This is a genomic window from Pseudoflavonifractor capillosus (genome assembly GCF_016899775.1).
Lineage (GTDB): Bacteria > Bacillota > Clostridia > Oscillospirales > Oscillospiraceae > Lawsonibacter.
The window spans coordinates 1-19,441 of record NZ_JACJJE010000055.1 but is presented as its reverse complement, the minus strand read 5'-3'; the positions used below and the strand labels follow the sequence as shown (position 1 = coordinate 19,441).

Below are 19,441 nucleotides of genomic sequence, written 5' to 3'. Positions count from 1 at the left end.
GCGCAAATGCCTAGGCTGGAAATCTCCTCTTGAACTCTTTTTTCACAAACCGTTGCACTTCACTTGACAATCCGCCCAAGGGGAAGGTGCTCTCCTAAAGCTTCCCCTTGGGGGGAAGCTGTCGAGCGAAGCGAGACTGATGAGGGGACGTTCTGCTGTACTTTCCGATCAATGACCGAACAAACTTCCGTAAACTGATACTTGATTTCCAAATTTGTAAAACGAAGTACCTGAAACCCTCGCATCTGTTCCAGATATTCTGTGCGTTCCGCATCTGAGATGCGTCCGGAGTCTTCAAAATGCTGTCCTCCGTCCACTTCTACAACCAGCCGAGCCTCTGAGCAAAAGAAATCAACAATATATCGGCCAATGACTTTTTGCCGCCGGAACTGAATCGGATACGTGCGCAAAAATTGATACCAAAGCAGATTTTCTTCTTCGGTCGCATTTTTCCTTAATTTTCGAGCATATTCTTGAAGCAGAAAGTCATCGGCCATTTGGAAACTGCTCCCTCTCATCCGCCCCAGTGTGCGCACTGGGGCTCCCTACCCCTTTTGGCTCCCTTTGGTCGCCATTTCCCCCTGACAGGGGGAATCAGCCTTCCCCCAGGGGAAGGCATTTTAACCCCAAACCCACCCGCACAAAACCGGCGTCCGGTAATAAACGTCATATGTAACAGTACCCATGTAACGATACCGGACATAAACATAACTTGGGAGTCGAACCCAACGCATGGTCCCGCGCGTTGCCAGTACTATGTGCCGATTTGCTCCGGCACTGGGAGCGTGACGCCCGCTTTTTGTGCTGCCAAAAAATCCATATTCAATTTTCAACCGCAGAGCCGGGCGGCTCCGTGTATCTCCCCCACGGCGCCTTCCGAAATCAAGTGGACGGCGCGTCCGGGAGGCCGCGCTCCACAGCGGGGATCGAAAGCCTCCGGGGCGGCGGGGGCGAGCCCCCGCCCTACAGAGAACTATCCCTCAAAGAGCGGGCGGCCACATGGGGCCGCCCCTACGGGCCTCATCTGCCTCGTTTTGCTCGGCACCTTCCAAAGGAAAGGCTTGCGGGCGGCCAAAGACCGCCCCTACAGAGAAGGAAAAATTCTCTGGGGCGGGCGGGTGAGGACACCCGCCCCTACCCGGATGCAGGGACGGTCCCGTTCTCCTCCCAGGGGCCGGTCCCAGACCGGCCTGCGGGCGCACACTGTGCGCCCCTACAACGGAAAACGGCCCCAGGACGTTGGTTCGGCAAACTCAGGCGCAGAAGTGGGACTGCAATCGCTGTAATTTTCCGTCTGCTTAGGCCCCCAGTGGGGCCGGATGGAATGGCACCCAAGCACACCTGGTCTTGCGCGCCGGAAGGGTTGTGCCCGCTTTAAGGGGTAACCCCCGTAAACAGGGGTCCGGGGAAAGGCGACTAGGAGCACCGGAACGGTGCTCCTCTGGAGCCGTCCCCGGCGGCGTTTTGGTGACTTTGCCGCCGCGGGCAAAGTCACTCGCCGCCCGCAGGCGGCGAAATCTCCCTTCGCTCACCCCTCCAAAAGCTCAGTGGTCCAGTTTGCCTCCTGAATTTTCTCATCCAGCTCCCGCAGCTCCTTGGACATCCGGTCCACCTCTTTCTGCATGGAGCGCACATCCACAGTGCTGCGGATTCTGATCTCGCCCACCGTGCGGCGGGACACCAGCTCGCTGGCGTTGTCCAGGAAGTTCCGCAGGATGCCCAGCTTGCCCTTCCGGCAGTCCCGCCGGGCCAGCAGGTCGGACAGGGGGACCCCATCCACCAGCGTGCAGCAGTTGGTACGGTTGATGCAGGCGATCAGCGCCTCCAGCCGGGCGTAGTCCTCCTCCAGCTCCTGGAGCAGGTCCTGGGGGTCCTCGGCGGGGGACTCCCCCTCCTGGACCTGGGCATTGTTGTACAGTCGGGTCTCCAGCTGGTGAATGCGGGTCTGGAGCTCCGCGCGCTGGGACAGGGCGTTGGCTAATTTCATGGGTGTCTCCTTTCCTTCGGTCACAGACCCCGCAGGATCTCCTCCCGTTTTTTCTGATATTCCTCGTGGGTGATCAAACCCGCGGACTTCAGGGACTCCAGCTGTTCCAGCCGTCCCTTGGCGTCCAGGGCTGTGGAGGGGATGTGGTCGTGGGACTCCTGAGGTCGGGATTCCGCCTCCCGGTCCACGTCCTCCAGGAGGCCAACGATGGTCTCCTCCTCAATCCCGGTCTCCACGTCATAGCCCACACGGTGGGCCAGTCCATTTTTAGACACAGCAATCCGAATGCCGTTGATGCAGAAGAATCCGCCTATCAGCAGGAAAGGTAGTCCAAACAGCCCGCTGACCGGCATGATCTCTGTAAGGGAAATCACCACAAATACAAAGCCGAACACAGCATGGATCACCCCCATCAGGCGTGTCATGCCCCGGGCCGCACCGGTGGGCTGGGACTGGACGGTAATTCGTCCCCGTCTGTGTCTTCTCATGGCTGCCTCCTTCCCAGTTTCCCCGTTTTAGGAGAAGTTGTGCTGTTTTTATGATTTCATTTTGTATTTAACTAAAAATTTATTCCGAATCGGAGTGTTTTTCTGCGGAAGTCTCCTCGCTATCTGCGGTGTCATCCTTCAGGTTTTCCACATTTTCCTGGTCATTTGTGGATTCTTCCTCCTCCCGCTCAGCCAGAGCCAGGGAGATCACCTGGTCCCCCTCCTCCTTGAAGCGCATGACGATGACGCCCTGGGTGGCCCGTCCGGCGATGCGGATGGTGTCCACGTGGGTGCGGATGAGGATGCCGGCGGCGGTGACCAGCAGCAGGTCCTCGGAGCCGTCCACCACCTTGATGCCCACCACAGGCCCGGTCTTCTCGGTGACGGCATAGTTCTTGATGCCCAGACCGCCCCGGTTGGTGATGCGGTACTCCTCCACTGGGGTGCGCTTGCCGTAGCCGTTTTCCGTAATGGACAGCACCGTCTTGCCGGCGGTGGCCCGGGCGGCGCCCACCACGTAGTCTCCGTCTCTCAGCTTGATGCCCCGCACACCGTAGGCGTCCCGGCCCATGACACGCACATCGTTCTCGTCAAAGCACACGGCCAGCCCAAAGTGGGTGGCAATGAGGATCTTCTTGGCGCCGTCGGTCTGGCGGACCTCTACCAGCTGGTCGTCCTCGTCCATCTTAATGGCCCGGATGCCGTTGTTCCGAATATTTTTCAGCGAGGAGAGGGTGATGCGCTTCACGGTGCCCTTCCGGGTGACCATGACCAGGTAGCTCTCCTGTTCCATCTTCTCCACGTGGAGCATGACCTGCACCCGCTCACCGCTCTCCACCTGGAGGACGTTGACGATGTTGGTGCCCTTGGCCGTCTTGCCCGCCTGGGGGATCTGATAGCCCTTCTTCTTATACACCTTGCCCTTGTCGGTGAAGAACAGGATCTCGTCGTGGGTGGAGGCGGTGAAGACGCTCTCCACCACATCCTCCTCCCGGGTGGTGATGCCCTTCTTACCCATGCCGCCCTTGGACTGGGCGGTGTATTCGCTGGCGGGGGTGCGCTTGAGGTAACCCGCCTGGGTCATGGTGAAGACGCACTGCTCCTCCTCGATCAGGTCCTCGATGTCGATGTCGTCCTCCACGAAACCGATCTCGGTCTTGCGGTCGTCTCCGTACTTGTCCCGGATCTGGATGAGCTCATCCTTCAGCACGCCCCGGAGCATCTCCTCGTCGGAGAGCAGCTGGTCGTAGTAGGCGATCTTTTTCTCCAGCTCGGCGAACTCCGCCTCCAGCTTCTCCTTCTCCAGGCCCTGGAGCCGCTTGAGCTGCATGTCCAGGATGGCCTGGGCCTGCACGTCGTCCAGGCCGAAGCGCTCCATGAGCTTGTCCTTGGCGTCGTCGTAGCTGGTGCGGATAATATGGATGACCTCGTCGATGTTGTCCTGGGCGATAAGCAGTCCCTGGAGCAGATGGGCCCGCTCCTGGGCCTTGCGGCGGTCGTAGATGGTCCGGCGGGTGATGATCTGCTCCTGGAAGGCGATGTACTCGTCCAGAATGCCCCGCAGGGTGAGGATCTTGGGCTGGCGCTGGTTGTTCACCAGGGCCAGCATGACCACGGCGAAGGTGGTCTGCATCTGGGTCTGGGCGAACAGGCGATTGAGCACCACCTGGGGGTTGGCGTCCTTTTTCAGCTCGATGACGATGCGCATGCCCTTCTTGCCGTCGGACTCGTCCCGCAGGCCGGAGATGCCCTCCAGCCGCTTGTCCTTCACCTGGTCGGCGATGTTCTCCACCAGGCGGGATTTGTTCACCTGGTAGGGCAGCTCAGTGACGATGATGCGGGTGCGGCCGTTGCCGAACTCCTCCATCTCGGTGCGGGCCCGCACCCGGATGTGGCCCTTTCCGGTGGCGTAGGCCGCCCGGATGCCGGACCGGCCCATGATGATCCCCCGGGTGGGGAAGTCGGGGCCCTTGATGTGCTCCATCAGGTCGTCCAGGGTGGCCTCCCGGTTGTCCAGCACGCAGATGGTGGCGTCGATGACCTCCCGCAGGTTGTGGGGCGGGATGTTGGTGGTCATGCCCACGGCGATGCCGCTGGAGCCGTTGACCAGCAGGTTGGGGAAGCGGCTGGGCAGCACCCTGGGCTCCTTCCGGCTCTCGTCGAAGTTGGGGTCCCAGTCCACCGTCTCCTTCTCGATGTCCCGGAGCATCTCGTTGGCGATCTTGGACATGCGGGCCTCGGTGTAACGGTAGGCGGCCGGGGGGTCGCCGTCGATGGAACCGAAGTTGCCGTGGCCCTCCACCAGGCAGTAGCGCATGGAGAAGTCCTGGCCCAGGCGGACCATGGCGTCGTATACCGACGCATCGCCGTGGGGGTGGTACTTACCCAGCACGTCGCCCACGCAGGTGGCCGACTTCTTGAAGGGCTTGTCGCTGGTGAGGCCGCTCTCGTACATGGAGTAGAGAATGCGGCGGTGCACCGGCTTCAGGCCGTCCCGCACGTCGGGCAGGGCCCGGCCCACGATGACGGACATGGCGTACTCAATGTACGCGTTCTCCATCTCGTGCTCCAGGTTGATATTTACAATCTTTTGATTGGGAAAAGAAATGTCTTTTTCTTCGTCAGGCTTTTTTGCCAAAATAATCACCTCTCGTCAATTGACAATTGACAATGGACAATTGACAATGATTGGGAAGCCGAACCCATCTGCCTCGTTTCGTTTCTGGCTTGGCATACGGCCCATTTCATCGTCTTTGTTCAAATGTCAATTGCCGGGAAACGATGACAATTGACAATGAACAATTGACAATTGACAATGCTTCCATTTCTAAACCGGTCTGCGCTTCTTCATCCGTTTTCTTTGGTAGAAGGCGCTCCCTTAAATACTGCTTCTGTCTTTACATATGTGGTCTACTTTTAGACCTTGTTTTGTATTAGATCGCTTTTTACATCAGAACCCTGGAATCGGATTCATTCTGGATGGTTTTCAAAATGGACGTCAGGATTTTTGTCAATTCCCGTGCGTCGGAATAGATGGAATCGAACTCTTTGGGGGACAGATAATCTGTCTCATGGAGCAGCTCCAGCCAGTATTGCGTCTCCTCGCTTTCTTTCAGCGCAAGGCTCATTTTATAGCGGAAGTCACTCCGACTGAAACCCTGCACAGCTTCACGCACATTAGCGCCAATACTGGTCCCGCTGCGCAGCAATTGCTTTGATAAAACAAACTCCCGTTTCTCCTGGCTCAAATGCTGATAGAGGCGAATGACCCGAATAGCAAACCGTTTGCTCTTTTCCTGAATCACATTTTCTCTCATCAGAACCACCCGTCTCCATCCACGGAAATTGTCCATTGTCAATTGTCCATTGTCAATTGAATCAGTAGTCCAGGTTCATGGCCTTCTGGGCGTTGGATTCGATATACTCCCGCCGGGGCTCCACCTTCTCGCCCATGAGGAGGGTGAAGATCTCGTCGGCCCGGACGGCGTCGGCCATGGTGATACGCTTGAGGGTGCGTTTTTCCGGGTCCATGGTGGTCTCCCACAGCTCGTGGGGGTCCATCTCGCCCAGGCCCTTGAAGCGGCTGATGTCGATTTTCACGTTGGGATTGCCGCCCCGCATTTCCGAGGAAATGGCGTCCCGCTCCTCGTCGGAGAAGGCCACCCGGGTGGTCTTGCCCCGCACCAGCTTATAGAGGGGGGGCACGGCAGCGTACACATAGCCCCGCTCGATGAGGGGCCGCATGAAGCGGAAGAAGAAGGTGAGGAGCAGGGTGCGGATGTGGGCGCCGTCCACGTCGGCGTCGGCCATGATGACCACCTTGTGGTAGCGCAGCTTGCTCTCGTCAAACTCCTCCCCCAGGCCGGCCCCCAGGGCGGTGATCACCGGGGTGAGCTTGTCGTTGCCATACACCTTGTCCGCCCGGGCCTTCTCCACGTTGAGCATCTTGCCCCACAGGGGGAGAATGGCCTGGTACCGGGAGTCCCGGCCCTGCTTGGCGGAGCCGCCGGCGGAGTCGCCCTCGACGATGTAAATTTCCGTCAGGGCCGGGTCCCGCTCATAGCAGTCGGCCAGCTTGCCCGGAAGGGTGGCCCCCTCCAGGGCGTTCTTCCGGCGGATGTTCTCCCGGGCGCGGCGGGCGGCCTCCCGGGCCCGGTTGGCCATCATGGCCTTCTCCAGAATGGCCCGGCCCACGGCAGGGTTCTCCTCCAGATAGGTCTCCAGCTTGTCGGAGACCACGTTGTTGACCAGGGTGCGGATCTCGCTGTTGCCCAGCTTGGCCTTGGTCTGGCCCTCGAACTGGGCCTCGGTGAGCTTTACCGAGATGACACAGGTGAGGCCCTCCCGGCAGTCGTCGCCGGACACCTTGTCGTCGTTTTTCAGCAGGCCGGTCTTCTTGCCGTAGGCGTTGAGCACATTGGTGAGGGCCCGCTTGAAGCCCTCCTCGTGCATGCCGCCCTCGGGGGTGTGGACGTTGTTGGCAAAGGAGACGATGATCTCGCTGTAGCCGTCGTTGTACTGCATGGCCACCTCCGCCATGGAGTCCTCCTTGGCACCCGCCATGTAGATCACGTCCTCGTGGACGGGGGTCTTGTTCTTGTTGATGAAGGAGACAAATTCCCGGATGCCCCCCTCATAGCACATGTCGTCCTCTTTCTCCTGACCCGGGCGCAGGTCCACCGTCTGGATGCGCAGCCCGGCGTTGAGGAAGGCCTCCTCCCGCATGCGGGTGTGGAGGGTGTCGTAGCTGTACTCCAGGGTGTCGAACATCTCCGGGTCGGGCTTGAAGGTGACGGTGGTCCCCGTGTGGTCGGTCCGGCCCACCACCTTCATCTCCTGGGTGATCTTGCCCCGGGAGAACTTCATCTCGTAAATCTCCCCGTTCTTGTGGACCTGGACCTCCAGCCACTCGCTCAGGGCGTTGACCACCGACGCGCCCACGCCGTGGAGGCCGCCGGACACCTTATAGCCGCCGCCGCCGAATTTTCCTCCCGCGTGGAGGACGGTAAAGACCACCTCCAGGGCGGGCCGCCCGGTCTGGGGCTGGATGTCCACCGGGATGCCGCGGCCGTTGTCGGTGACGGTGATGGTGTTCCCGGGGTTGATGGTGACGGTGATGTCAGTGCAGTAGCCCGCCAGGGCCTCATCGATGGAGTTGTCCACGATCTCATACACCAGGTGGTGCAGACCCGACTCGCTGGTGGAGCCGATGTACATGCCGGGGCGCTTGCGCACCGCCTCCAGCCCCTCCAGCACCTGGATCTCCGAGCCTCCGTATTCGTGTTCCACCTGGGTGGAATTCAGTTCTAATTCTTCTGACATAATAACCTCCAATTTATGAAATGCAGAAGGCAGAATGCAGGAATGCAAAATTGTATTTTCTATCTTCCATTCCTGACTGTTTTCTGCCTTTTTCGTTTTTTCATGGTGTCCGTCTTATCCGGATTTTCACACTCTGCATTCTGCATTTCTGCATTCTGCATTACTCAAACCAGTTGCTCTCTGTGCGCCGCAGCAGGGCGGACGGGGACAGCTGAGAGATATATACCGTGGGCGGGCCCTCCTCCCCGCCCACCAGCACAAAGGACCGGGGCAGGTCGTCGCACACCGACACCACCCTCCCCTCCTGCTCGGCCCGCTCTAAAAACTCCCGGGTCTTGAAGGCCCAGCTGGAGTTGTCCAGGTCGAAGATGCCCAAAATGTTCTTGTGTGGCACCACCACCGACTGGCCCAGGTGCAGGTACATGAGATTCCCTCCTTTTTTCCACATTCGACGTTGATTTTGTGGATTATTTTGTTATGTTGATTTCGCCGCCGTCCTCCTTTTAGCCTTCCCCCCTGGGGCGGATGAGGGGGTACTCCCCCCAAAAGCCTTCCCCTCGGGGGGAAGGTGGCACGGCGAAGCCGTGACGGATGAGGGGGCGATGATAGAGCGGTTTCGTTCCTCACAGGGGGGATTTCGCCGCCTGCGGGCGGCGACCTACTTTGCCCATGGCGGCAAAGTAGGCAAAACGCCACCGGGGACGGCTCAGATGAGCGCTTCGCGCTCATATTCGCCTTTCCCCGGACCCCCATTACGGGGGCTATCCCTTGGGCCGAGCAAAATATTTCCGGCGCGCAAGACCAGGAGTGCTTGGGTGCCATTCCATTCGGCCCCACTGGGGGCCTGAGCGGGAAGAAAATTGGGACTGGTGCAGTTCTATATCTGCGCCTGACTCTGCCGAACCAACGCTCCCAGCTCGGTTTCCCCCGCAGGGGCCGGTCCTAGACCGGCCCGCCGGGATTTGCACCGGTACCGTTAGCTGGGCAAACCCAGGCGCGGTCCGAAAATCGCAGCAAAATCAAATTTTGCACATCCAGGGCCCCAGTGGGCCCGGACGGAACCGCACCCAAGCACTCCTGATTTTGCGCGCCGGAAATGAAGCTCCTACAAAACAGGAGGGCGTCCCCCGTAATGGGGTCCGGGGAAAGGCGACTATGGGCACGAAGTGCCCATCGGAGCCGTCCCCGGCGGCGTTTTGGTTACTTTGCCGCCGCGGGCAAAGTAACCCGCTGTCCGCAGACAGCGGAATCCCCCCTGCGAAAATCTACGGCCCTTTGATCACCCTGGGCCTCCAAAACCACTTCCACAGCCGCCATCCCAGGTAACACCCGATCAGCAGGAAAATCCCCGGCAGTCCGGGGAACAAAATGAGCTGTGTCACCGGGGATACCTCCTCCGAGGTCCACATATTCCACCGCCCCACGCCGACGATCCCCACAAAGAGCACCGACAGCACCGGGGGCAGGGCCCGCCAGATCTTTCGCTTCGGGACGCGGCAGCACAGGTACTCCAGCACAAGGCCGATCCCCAGCGGCAGCAAGCAGAAAATTCCAATGACAATGGGCATAATATTCCTCCTGGAACCGGCCCCGCAGGGCCGTCATACCAGCTTTCCCTCCCGGATATGGAAACTCCGCCCCTGCTCCAGCCCCTCCAGCTTCTCCTCCTCACAGCAGGTGATGAAGATCTGTCCTCCCTGGATGTGGTTCAATACAAAGGATTGCCGTTTTGCGTCCAGTTCAGACAGCACGTCGTCCAGCAGAAGGAGGGGGTACTCCTCGGTCTCCTGGAAGAAGATCTCCCGCTGGGCCAGCTTCAGGGAGAGGGCGGCGGTGCGGGTCTGCCCCTGGGAGCCGTAGGTCTTGGCGGACCGGCCGTCCAGCTCCACCGCCAAGTCGTCCTTGTGGGGGCCGGTGAGGCACTGCCGGGCGTCCAGCTCTGCCTGCCGGTGGCGCTCCTGGTGGGTCAAAATCTCCTCCAAAATGGTCCGGGGCGGGGCCAGGGGGTCGGTGACGGTGGACACCGTCTCATACCGCAGGGACAAAGTCTCCCGCCCGCCGGAAAAGTCCCGGTGGATGGGGGGCGCGGTCTCCTGAAGCCGCTTCACAAAGTGGGCCCGGTAATGGACCACCAGAGCCCCGGTCTGGGCCATACGCAGGCTGAAGTCGTCCAGGGTCTGAAGGAGGGAGGGATTCTCCGGCCAGTCCCGCAGGATGCGGGTCTTGTGCTCATAGAGGCGGTTGTACTCCCCCAGGGCCTGGGCGTACCTGGGCCGCAGCTGGCAGATAGCCAGATCCAGGAACTTTCGCCGGGCGGCCGCCCCCTCCCGGATCAGGTACAGGTCCTCCGGGCAGAACAGCACCGTGGTCAGGATGCCCGAGAGCTCCCCGGCGGTCTTCAGCCGCACCCCGTTGGAGTAGAGCTGCCGGCTTTTCCCCCGGTGCAGCTTGGCCTCCAGGGTGAAGGTCCGGCCCCGGCTGTCCACTGTCCCCTTCAAAAAGGCCCCGTCGATGTCCAGCATGATCATCTCCCGGTCGTACCGGGCCCGGTGGGACTTGGCGGAGGACAGGTAGGCGATGGCCTCCAGCAGGTTGGTCTTGCCCTGGGCGTTCTCCCCGTAGATCAGGTTCACCCTGGGGTCGAAGTCGGACTGGAAGTGGACGTAGTTCCGGAAAAAATCCAGCTCCAGAGCGTTTAGGATCATTGGACCACCAGTTCCAGCTCGCCGTCGATGACCGCCCGATCCCCGGGGCGCATCTTCTTGCCCCGCATGGTGCAGGGCTCCCCGTTGACGGCCACCCGGCCTTCCTGGATAATCAGCTTGGCGTCCCCGCCGGTCTCCACCGCTCCGGCGAACTTCAAAAGGTCCTGGAGCTTGATAAATTCAGTGTGGATCTGTATGGTTTCGGTCTGCATAGCATCAATTCCTTGTCAGTTTTTTCGCAGGGGGATTCCGCCGCCACATTTTTCAAGCCTTCCCCCTGGGACGAATGATGGCTCCTCCCCACCAAAGCCTTCCCCCTGGGGGGAAGGTGGCACGGCGAAGCCGTGACGGATGAGGGGGCGATGATAGAACGCTTTTTTGTAGGGCCCGATGCCCTCATCGGGCCGCTGGATGGCTCTTTTCGCAGAGGGATTTCGCCGCCTGCGGGCGGCGAGTTCCTTTGCCCATGGCGGCAAAGGAACCAAAACGCCACCGGGGACGGCTCAGATGAGCGCTTCGCGCTCATATTCGCCTTTCCCCGGCCCCCTTTTACGGGGGTTATCCCTTGGGGCAGGCAGAATCCTTCCGGCGCGCAAAATCAGGAGTGCTCGAGCGCGGTCCCATCCGGCCCCACTGGGGGCCTGAGCGGGAAGAAAATTGGGACTGCTACGGTTCCGCCGCCGCGCCTGGGTTTGCCGAACCAACGGTACCGGTGCGAATCCTGGCGGGCGCATGCTATGCGCCCCTACTGGTTTCCGGTGGACTGTAGGGGCGGCTATCAGCCGCCCGCAAGCCTTCCCCTGGGGGAAGGACGATTCCCCCTATCAGGGGGAAATGGCCGAAGGCCAAAAGGGGTAGGGAGGCACGACCGAAGGTCGTGACGGATGAGGGGAACGCCGACAGGTTTGTATGTCTTTCGTTCAAACGCACCCTAAACCTTCCCCTAGGGGGGAAGGTGCCGAGCGAATGCGAGGCGGATGAGGGGGCAAGGTTTGCACCCCTTTGTAGGGGCGGGTCCACGTTCCGCCCGCCAAGCCTTCCCATGGGGGGAAGGTGGCTGGCCGTTAGGCCAGACGGATGAGGGTGACTCCTTGTCATGCACCGCCCCCGGCGGGAGCTCCAAGGGCCTCACCCCTCCCGCAGATACCTCTGTGTATAGGGACACACGGCGAAGCAGAGCCCGCACAGGTCCACCTCGATCCCCGTGGCCCGCTTCATGCGGGCGATCTGGGTCTTTTTGCAAACCTCTTTTCGGAGGATGTCCGCTCTCTGTGTCCCCACCGTCCAGAGTGTGCCGGTAAGCGCCTCTCCGGGGCAGTTGTCCACACAGACGGAACACCCTCCGCACCGGCTGGCGTTCACCGGCCGGTCCGCCGGCAGGGGCGCGTCGGTGAGCAGGCTGGAGATTCGCACCGCGCCCCCATACTGTGGGGTCACCAGCAGGCAGCTCTTTCCGATCCAGCCCAGTCCCGCCCGGGTGGCCACCGTCTTATGGGGCAGGGGCGTACACCAGTTTTCATCCTTCTTGACCACCTTTGTGGTATTGGCATAGGCTTGAAACCCGTTTTTCTCCAGAAATGCCGCTCCGCACTCCACGATCTCGTCCAGCTGGGCGTTCAAGGCGTGGTAGGCGTCGTAATATTCCCTGGTGGGGGCGGTCTGCAGGTCCCGGACAATGTGCCTGGGTACCGGCACGGCTACCGAAACGCCGGTGGTCAGGCCGCCGTCCACAATCCCACGCAGGTCTCCCACTCCCATCAATTTGGCGCCCGTTTCTCTCAGCCGGTCAAACAGAGATTGTTTCAGCGCTTCTGCATTCACGGACCTCACTCCAATCTGAACCGCGGCTATGCCGGACAAACAGGCGGTTGAATTTGTCTCAGACTTTCTCCACACACTCCTGCAGGAGCGCATACAGCTCCGGGAACACCTTTTTCAGGGCCACCGGCTGTTCTGTCCTCCGGTCATAGAAGAAGTGAGAGGAGGTCCCCAGGGTGTGGAGCTCCCCTGTCTCCGCGTCGGTCATCCGGTATTCCAGCACCAGCCGGGCGGGGGTGAGTTTTCTCACCTTCATCTCAATGGCCAGGGTCTGTCCAAACTTGGTGGTCTTTTTGTAGGAGCAGGAGATGTCGGTGAGGGCGAAGTCGATCCCCGCCGCCGTGGCCCGCTCATAGCCCCAGCCGATCTGCTCCAGAAAGTCGGTGCGGGCCTCCTCCATCCAGTGGATGTAGTTGCCGTGGTAGACCACACCCATGCTGTCCGTCTCGTAAAACTGCACCTTCCGCAGGTAGGGCTTCCACTCCATGTCAGTTCCCCGCCTTCAGCCGCACGGGCAGCACCATATAGATGAAGTTCTCCTCCCCCTCGGCGGGCAGGATGACGCAGGGGGCCACGCCGGAGGAGAACTCCAGCTTCAGCTTGTCCGCCGGAGCCGCCTTCAGGGCGTCCATCAGATACTTGTTGTTAAAGCCGATCTCCAGATTCTGGCCGTCCCCGGTGATGGGGCACTGGTCGGAGGCGTCGCCGATGCCCGTCTTGGTGGTGATGGACACCATGCCGTCCCCGAACACGCACCGCAGGGGGCTCTTCAGCTTCTCGCTGATGATCAGAGAGACGCGGTCGATGGAGGCCAAAAGGGTGCGGGCGTCGCACTCCACCTGGATGGGGTTGTTCCGGGGAATGGCGTTGCGGTAGGCCAAAAATTCCCCCTCCAGCCGGCGGCATACCAGCAGGGTCTCCCCCGCCTGGAATAGGATGTGCCGGGCCCCCTGGCTGATGGTCACCGGCCCCTCGCCGGAGCAGATTTTTTCCACCTCGCTGAGGGCGGAGCCGGGGACCACGAAGGAGAAGGACTCGGCCCCATCAATTTTATCCACAGCCTCCCGGCGCAGGGCCAGCCGGTAGCCGTCCACCGACACCACGGTGAGCCCGTTTTTTTCCACCTCAAACAGGGAGCCGGTGTGGATGGGGCGGCTCTCGTTGTCGCTGACGGCGAAGAGGGTCTGGGAAATCATGGAACGCAGCACGCTCTGCTCCAAGGTAAGGGAGTTTTGCTGGTCCACAGTGGGTAATTCTGGAAATTCCTCCGGATCGGTGCCCAGAATGTTGAACTCGCTCAGGCCGCACTTGATGTTCACCATATAGTTTTGAGCGGTGAACACCACCACATCGTCGGGCATTTTCCGGATAATTTCCCCAAACAGCCGTGCAGACAGCACCAGAGAGCCGGGCTCCTGGATCTCCGCGGGGACAGTGGCTTGAATTCCCTTTTCCAAGTCATAGCCGGTAAGGCGCAGGCGGGTGTCCGCCTCAATTAAAATGCCCTCCATGGCCGGAATGGAGCTCTTTGCCGCCACAGCTCGAGAGGTAGTGGCGACTGCAGAGACCAAGAGGGCCTTCTCACAGGAAAATTTCATGCTGTGTACGCCTCCTTCTGCGTCGTTTCCTGCTTTCTCTCTCCGCAGAGAGAGGAGAGGATTAAAAATTTTAGTAACAGTAGTCCGTAGGAGGAAAAAATGTGGAAAACCTGGGGAAGCCGTTGGGGCGCTAAGAAAAAAGCGTCCACAGGGGGTGTGAAAAAATTTTTGCCGCTTTCCACAGCCGTTGGGGCGAAGGAAAGTTTTCCACACTATGCAACAAGTTTTCCACATTTAACTGTGGATAATTTAGGTCGAAAAAGGACAGGCCTTTTTCTCCACAAAAGGGGAGCGGCTTGGGGATAAATTGAGATAGGAGTTAAGAGATAGAAGATAGGAGATGACTGGGCGCAGGGAGTTTATTCATAGCGGATGTTGATGTTGGCGGTGATGTCTTTGATGATCTCCGCCTTCTCCGGGTCGGTCTTCACCAGGTCCTCGATACGCTCGATGGAGTGGAGGACGGTGGTGTGGTCCCGGTTGTCGAACTCCTTGCCGATCTCTTTGAGAGACAGGTTGGTCATGCGCCGGATCTGGTACATAGCGATCTGGCGGGCCAGGGAGATGTCCTTGGCCCGGCCCTGGCCCCGGAGGGTGGCCGGCTCGATGTTGTAGAACTTGCACACCTCGTCGATGATCACGTCGGCGGTGGGCACGATGTCGGACTTCTCCTTGAACATGTCCTTGACCGCCCGGATGACGGTGTCCTTGTCCACCGAATCCCCCATGAGCTGCTGGTAGGCCATGATCTTGTTGACGGTGCCCTCGATCTGCCGCACGTTGGCGGTGATATTCTCCGCGATGAGCTGGAGGAGGAACTCAGGCAGCTCCACCCCCATGCGGATGGCCTTGTTCTTGATGATGGCCATGCGGGTCTCGTAGTCGGGGGGCTGGATGTCCGCCAGCAGGCCCCACTCGAACCGGGTCTTCAGACGATCCTCCAGGCGCAGCATCTCCTTGGGGGGGCGGTCGGAGGTGAAGACGATCTGCTTTTTCAGCTCGTACAGGGTGTTGAAGGTGTGGAACATCTCCTCCTGGGTGGAGTCCCGGCCGGCGATGAACTGCACGTCGTCCATGAGGAACACATCGGCGCCCCGGTACTTCTCCCGGAACTCCGCGTTTCTTCCCTCCCGGATGGCCTGGATCAGCTCATTGGTGAAGGTGTCCCCCTTGATGTAAACCACCTTGTACTCCGGGTGGTTCTTGTGGATGGTGTGGGCGATGGCGTACAGCAGGTGGGTCTTGCCCAGGCCGGACTCCCCGTAGATGAACAGGGGGTTGTAGCTCTTGCCCGGGTTGTCGGCCACCGCCCGGGCGGCGGCGTGGGCAAACTTATTGGAGGAGCCCACCACGAAGCGCTCGAAGGTGTACTCCTCGGTGCCGGGGAAGAAATTGTCCTTCTCCGGCTGGCTGTACTGGTCCAGCTCTCCCTCAGTGAGCACCACCACGTCCATGTCGCAGGAAAACAGCTCCCGCAGGGCGGCCTGGATCTTCCCCACGTAGCGGGTGGCGATGATGTCCCGCTTGAAGCGGGTGGGCGAGTAGAGGACGAAGCGGTCGTCCTCCAGGGCGACGGCGGAGGCGTCGTCGAACCAGGTATTGATGGTGGTGGCGGTCATATCGGGCTGCATCAGAGTGATGACCTTGGACCAGACATCGGCGGCAGGATTCATGAAAGGAAGACCTCCTTACAGAAAAATAACGGCCGAAGGGCATAGCAATACGGGCGGAATGCCGAGGTGCTCCCGCCCGCAGCTGTGGAGATGCTGCTGGATTCGGACCGAAGAAAAAGAGAGGCCCCCCGCGGCCCTATTCGGGCAGGGGACCCGTTCAGCGCGTGTTCCGGCGCGGCCCGTCCCCGGATCGGAGAGAGCCGCCAGTTTGATCAGATTTATTATAGCAAAAATCACCTCTGGCCGCAAGGATTTCACCGGCTTTTTTATTTTAAATGTATCGGAAATTTTCCACTGTACCGGGGGGATCTGTGAAAGAATGGAAACAATGACTGAAACCATATGGGATGAGAGAAAAACCACCACAAGATGTGGTGTCTTCCAAGAAAAAACGGAAAAGTTTGTGGAAAAGAGCAAAAAAGGAGTTGACAGGAAGAAAAGTCAGGCGCTATAATGGAAGCCGTCATTCCAGGGAGAGGGTCATTCTACCCTTTTTCCGGGAAGTATCTGCGAACCGCAGCCGGAGACGGCTGTTGTTGGGCCGGTCCGCCGGCTTGAAATTAGATGAGGAGGTGTCCCCCATGCTTCGTACCTATCAGCCCAAGAAGCGCCAGCGTTCCAAGGAGCACGGCTTCCGCAAGCGTATGGCCACCCGCAATGGCCGCAAGGTGCTGGCCCGCCGCCGCGCCAAGGGCCGCGTCCGCCTGACCCACTGAGTTTGGGACAGACTGCCATCATCCGATGGAGATACGGCAAAAGGACACAAATCGAACAGACGCGTAAATAGGGGCGTGGGAATGTTTCCCCCGCCCCTGCGGTGCATACGGAGGTTTTTCTGCCCTGTGGGCAGGGGATTTTTGTTCTGCTTTGTAGGGCGCGGCCTCCTGGACGCGCCGCTTCGGTGTTTTTCCGCAGGAAGTTTCGCCGCCTGCGGGCGGCGGGAGAGTTCCGCCCTGCGGGGCGGGTTACTTTCCCAGCGATGGGAAAGTAACCAAAGGATCGCCGGGGACGCGGCCGATGGACTACGGCTCCGCTGTGCTTCGCCTAGGTCCATAGGACCGCTTTCCCCGGACCCCGTTACGGGGGTTACCCCTTGAAATGGGCAGAACATTTCCGGCGCGCAAAATCTGAGTGGCGTTCCGCGATTCCTTCCGGGCCACTGGGCCCTGGGTTTGCAAAAATTAGGGCCTGGTGCGGTTTAAGGACTGCGCCTGGGTTTTCTCAGCCAACGCTCCTGGTGCGCATCCTGCGCCTCCTAAACCTTCCCCTTGGGGGGAAGGTGCCCCAGTGCACACACTGGGGCGGATGAGGGGGCAGGTTTTACCTTCCTCTGTAGGGCGCGGCCTCCCAGACGCGCCGTCCCGCAAACGGACGGGCGGCCCAGTGTGCCGCCCCTACGGAAATGAGGGAATGTCTCAAAATATAGCGTCCCCCGACGCACAACTTGAGCCGCGCCCTGGTGCCTCTTTGGTTTCTTTCTGGGCATCCAGAAAGAAACTCGCCGCCCGCAGGCGGCAAAATCCCCCGCGTCTGATTTTATTGTATCCGAACACCCAATATCTCCAAAACCATCCGGAGGAACCCTTCATGAAGCACACCATAGCACTAAAACAAAATCATGAGTTCCGCCGGCTGTACAGCAAGGGCAAAAGCGCCGTGTCCCCCTACTTCGCCGTCTACTGCCGGAAGACCAACCGGCCGGTGAGCCGTCTGGGCATCACCACGGGGGTGAAGCTGGGCAACGCCGTCAAGCGCAACCGGGCCCGCCGCCGCATTCGGGAGCTCTACCGCACCAACGAGCACCGGCTTCTGCCGGGCTACGACGTGGTGGTGGTGGCCCGCGCCCGGGTGATCTACGGCCGGTACCCGGAGCTGGAGCGCAGCTTTCTCCAGCTCATGCGCAAGCTGGGGATCTGTCCGCCCCGGGAGGCGCGGCCGTGAAAGCACTGCTGATCTGGATGATCCGGTTCTACCAGCGGGAGATCTCTCCCGCCCGTCCCCCCTGCTGCCGCTTCATCCCCACCTGCTCGGCCTATGCCCTGGAGGCGGTGGAGAAGTACGGCGCCCTGAAGGGCGGCCTTCTGGCCGTGCGCCGCATTCTGCGGTGCAACCCCTTCCACCGGCAGAAGTCCATCGAGTACGACCCCGTGCCGTAGGACCCGGCCGGATTCAATTTACAATGTGGAGGTACCGTTGTGGGTATTATTCTGACGCCATTTGCATGGCTGTTGATGCTGTTTTATGATTTTTCCCAGAACTACGGCATCGCCCTGATTTTATTCGCCCTGGTTATCAAACTGGTGCTCTTCCCCTTCAACCTGAAGGGCAAAAAGAGCATGATCCAGATGAACCTGCTCTCCAGTAAAATGCAGCAGCTGCAGAAGCAGTACGGCAAGGACCGGGAGCGCTATAACCTGGAGATCCAGAAGCTCTATGAGAAGGAGAAGGTCAACCCCATGAGCGGGTGCCTGTGGTCCTTCATTCCCATCATCTTCCTGATGGTGCTGTACGGCATCATCCGGGAGCCCCTGACCTATCTGATGAACGTGCCCGCGGACATGATCAACACGGTGGCTGAGGTCACCGGCGTGGCCAACTCCGGCACCTATCCCCAGATCGCCATGCTGAAGGCTATCGCCGACCCCGCCGTGCTGGAGCAGGTGAAGGCTGCCCTGGGCGAGTCGGCGGGTGCCGGACTGTTCTCCATGAACGTGGAGTTCCTGGGCATCAATCTGGCCAACATTCCCCAGCTGAACTTCTGGAGCGCGGAGGGCGGCCTGGTCTGGGGCAACATCGGCCTGTTCCTGCTGCCCCTGGTGTCGGTGGGCACCTCGCTGCTGTCCATGTATGTGAGCATGAAGACCAACCAGATGAACCGGGGCGGCGAGCAGAACGATCAGATGGCCAAGACCAACCGCACCATGATGATCTTCATGCCCATCATGTCCCTGTGGATCGGCTTCACCGTCCCCGCCGGCCTGTCCATCTACTGGATCGCCCAGTATATCTTCTCCATCTTCCAGGAGCTCATCTGCGGCCGCCTGCTGAAGAAGGACTATGAGAGAGCCCGGGCCGAGGCCGCCGAGCGGGAGCGCCAGGAGAAAGAGGACGAGAAGCGCCGCAAAGAGGAGGCCCGTCTGGAGCGCCAGCGCCGCCTGGAGGAGGAGAAGAAGAACCGGGGCAAGAAGAAGCCCAAGAAGACCGAGCCCACCGAGCCCGGCATCAACAAGGACGACAGCCGCATCGGTATCCGGGCCTATGCCCGGGGCCGTGCCTACGACCCCAACCGCTTCGGCGGCGTGCAGCCCTACCGGGACCCCAGCGAGCTGCTGAAGGCCCAGGCGGAGGCCCAGAATGCCCAGAAGGGTAAGAAGGGCAGAAAGGACAAGAAGGAGGCCGAAAAGACCTCCCCCGCCACCGAGAAAGAGACCAAGCCCATTTCCCAGGAGGAGCAGCCCCAGCTGACCCAGGTCCAGGAGACTCCTGTTCAGGAGGCTGAGGCCGCCCCCGAGATCCCCGCTCCCGCTGAGGCAGAGACCTCCGCTCCCGTGGAGACCGAGGAGGTCGAAGTGGAAGTGGAGCAGGTGGAAGTAGAGATCCCCGAGGACGAGGACGACAAGAAGGAAGGTGTCTGATATGAGAAAGTGGATCGAGACCACCGGACGTTCTGAGGAAGACGCCATTGCCGCCGCCCTGTTCCAGCTGGGCCTGGACCGGGACGACGTATCCGTGGAGGTCATTGAGCGGGCCAAGTCCGGCTTCCTGGGCTTCGGCGGCAACCCCGCCAAGGTCCGGGTGAGCTACGAGGTCCCCGGCGAGGATGAGGAGCCCTCCTCCCCCGCCCCGGAGA

Annotated in this window: 20 protein-coding genes; 6 read left to right on the top strand and 14 right to left on the bottom strand. The window is 60.3% G+C overall.

Features of this window, described 5'->3' with window-relative positions:
• Positions 1-59 precede the first annotated feature (59 nt).
• The 14 genes from H6B31_RS13830 to dnaA form a co-directional block, all read right to left on the bottom strand.
• Entirely contained in the window at positions 60-497 is a 438-nt protein-coding gene (locus H6B31_RS13830; RefSeq protein ID WP_204899037.1) for an endonuclease domain-containing protein, read from the bottom strand.
• A gap of 1,031 nt (positions 498-1,528) precedes the next feature.
• Positions 1,529-1,987, bottom strand: coding sequence for a DIP1984 family protein (locus H6B31_RS13825; RefSeq protein ID WP_204899036.1), 459 nt, complete (start codon positions 1,985-1,987; stop codon positions 1,529-1,531).
• A 20-nt stretch (positions 1,988-2,007) separates the two neighbouring features.
• The gene (locus H6B31_RS13820) at positions 2,008-2,475 is read right to left on the bottom strand and encodes an SHOCT domain-containing protein (RefSeq protein WP_204899035.1); all 468 of its coding nucleotides are present in this window, start codon (positions 2,473-2,475) and stop codon (positions 2,008-2,010) included.
• 79 nt (positions 2,476-2,554) lie between these two features.
• On the bottom strand, positions 2,555-5,035 hold the full coding sequence (gene gyrA, locus H6B31_RS13815; RefSeq protein ID WP_243419063.1) for a DNA gyrase subunit A: 2,481 nt from the start codon (positions 5,033-5,035) through the stop codon (positions 2,555-2,557).
• A gap of 385 nt (positions 5,036-5,420) precedes the next feature.
• Positions 5,421-5,792, bottom strand: coding sequence for a four helix bundle protein (locus H6B31_RS13810; protein ID WP_204899033.1), 372 nt, complete (start codon positions 5,790-5,792; stop codon positions 5,421-5,423).
• Between the two features lie 61 nt (positions 5,793-5,853).
• On the bottom strand, positions 5,854-7,797 hold the full coding sequence (gene gyrB / locus H6B31_RS13805; RefSeq protein WP_204899032.1) for a DNA topoisomerase (ATP-hydrolyzing) subunit B: 1,944 nt from the start codon (positions 7,795-7,797) through the stop codon (positions 5,854-5,856).
• Between the two features lie 160 nt (positions 7,798-7,957).
• On the bottom strand, positions 7,958-8,221 hold the full coding sequence (gene remB / locus H6B31_RS13800; RefSeq protein WP_087290734.1) for an extracellular matrix regulator RemB: 264 nt from the start codon (positions 8,219-8,221) through the stop codon (positions 7,958-7,960).
• Positions 8,222-9,062: 841 nt separating this feature from the next.
• Positions 9,063-9,365: a Tat pathway signal protein gene (locus tag H6B31_RS13795; protein ID WP_204899031.1), complete on the bottom strand. Its 303-nt coding sequence runs from the start codon at positions 9,363-9,365 to the stop codon at positions 9,063-9,065.
• A 33-nt stretch (positions 9,366-9,398) separates the two neighbouring features.
• Positions 9,399-10,502 carry a DNA replication/repair protein RecF gene (gene recF, locus H6B31_RS13790; RefSeq protein WP_204899030.1) on the bottom strand — a complete coding sequence of 368 codons (1,104 nt, stop codon included), beginning with the start codon at positions 10,500-10,502 and terminating at the stop codon, positions 9,399-9,401.
• The gene (locus tag H6B31_RS13785) at positions 10,499-10,714 is read right to left on the bottom strand and encodes an RNA-binding S4 domain-containing protein (protein ID WP_204899029.1); all 216 of its coding nucleotides are present in this window, start codon (positions 10,712-10,714) and stop codon (positions 10,499-10,501) included. Before H6B31_RS13785 ends, recF begins: the two co-directional genes overlap by 4 nt.
• Positions 10,715-11,630: 916 nt before the next feature.
• Positions 11,631-12,323: a 4Fe-4S double cluster binding domain-containing protein gene (locus H6B31_RS13780; protein ID WP_204899028.1), complete on the bottom strand. Its 693-nt coding sequence runs from the start codon at positions 12,321-12,323 to the stop codon at positions 11,631-11,633.
• 58 nt (positions 12,324-12,381) lie between these two features.
• Positions 12,382-12,807 (bottom strand): acyl-CoA thioesterase, encoded by a 426-nt coding sequence (locus H6B31_RS13775; protein ID WP_204899027.1) that lies wholly within the window; start codon positions 12,805-12,807, stop codon positions 12,382-12,384.
• 1 nt (position 12,808) lies between these two features.
• Positions 12,809-13,918, bottom strand: coding sequence for a DNA polymerase III subunit beta (dnaN, locus tag H6B31_RS13770; protein ID WP_204899026.1), 1,110 nt, complete (start codon positions 13,916-13,918; stop codon positions 12,809-12,811).
• 359 nt (positions 13,919-14,277) lie between these two features.
• Positions 14,278-15,591: a chromosomal replication initiator protein DnaA gene (gene dnaA / locus H6B31_RS13765; RefSeq protein ID WP_087290746.1), complete on the bottom strand. Its 1,314-nt coding sequence runs from the start codon at positions 15,589-15,591 to the stop codon at positions 14,278-14,280.
• On the opposite strand from dnaA, the gene H6B31_RS13760 reads away from it, so the two are divergent.
• The 6 genes from H6B31_RS13760 to H6B31_RS13735 form a co-directional block, all read left to right on the top strand.
• Complete coding sequence (locus H6B31_RS13760; RefSeq protein WP_204899025.1) at positions 15,590-16,045, top strand: hypothetical protein; 456 nt, start codon at positions 15,590-15,592, stop codon at positions 16,043-16,045. The genes dnaA and H6B31_RS13760 overlap by 2 nt on opposite strands.
• Before the next feature lie 127 nt (positions 16,046-16,172).
• Positions 16,173-16,307, top strand: a complete 135-nt coding sequence (gene rpmH / locus H6B31_RS13755; protein WP_023346672.1) for a 50S ribosomal protein L34 — start codon at positions 16,173-16,175, stop codon at positions 16,305-16,307.
• Positions 16,308-17,178: 871 nt separating this feature from the next.
• Positions 17,179-17,532, top strand: a complete 354-nt coding sequence (gene rnpA / locus H6B31_RS13750) for a ribonuclease P protein component (protein WP_087290750.1) — start codon at positions 17,179-17,181, stop codon at positions 17,530-17,532.
• Positions 17,529-17,747, top strand: coding sequence for a membrane protein insertion efficiency factor YidD (gene yidD, locus H6B31_RS13745; protein ID WP_204899024.1), 219 nt, complete (start codon positions 17,529-17,531; stop codon positions 17,745-17,747). The genes rnpA and yidD overlap by 4 nt, the downstream gene beginning before the upstream one ends.
• Before the next feature lie 39 nt (positions 17,748-17,786).
• Complete coding sequence (locus tag H6B31_RS13740) at positions 17,787-19,226, top strand: membrane protein insertase YidC (RefSeq protein WP_204899023.1); 1,440 nt, start codon at positions 17,787-17,789, stop codon at positions 19,224-19,226.
• 1 nt (position 19,227) lies between these two features.
• Positions 19,228-19,441: Jag N-terminal domain-containing protein (locus H6B31_RS13735; protein ID WP_204899022.1), on the top strand; the 214-nt coding region annotated here is incomplete at its 3' end.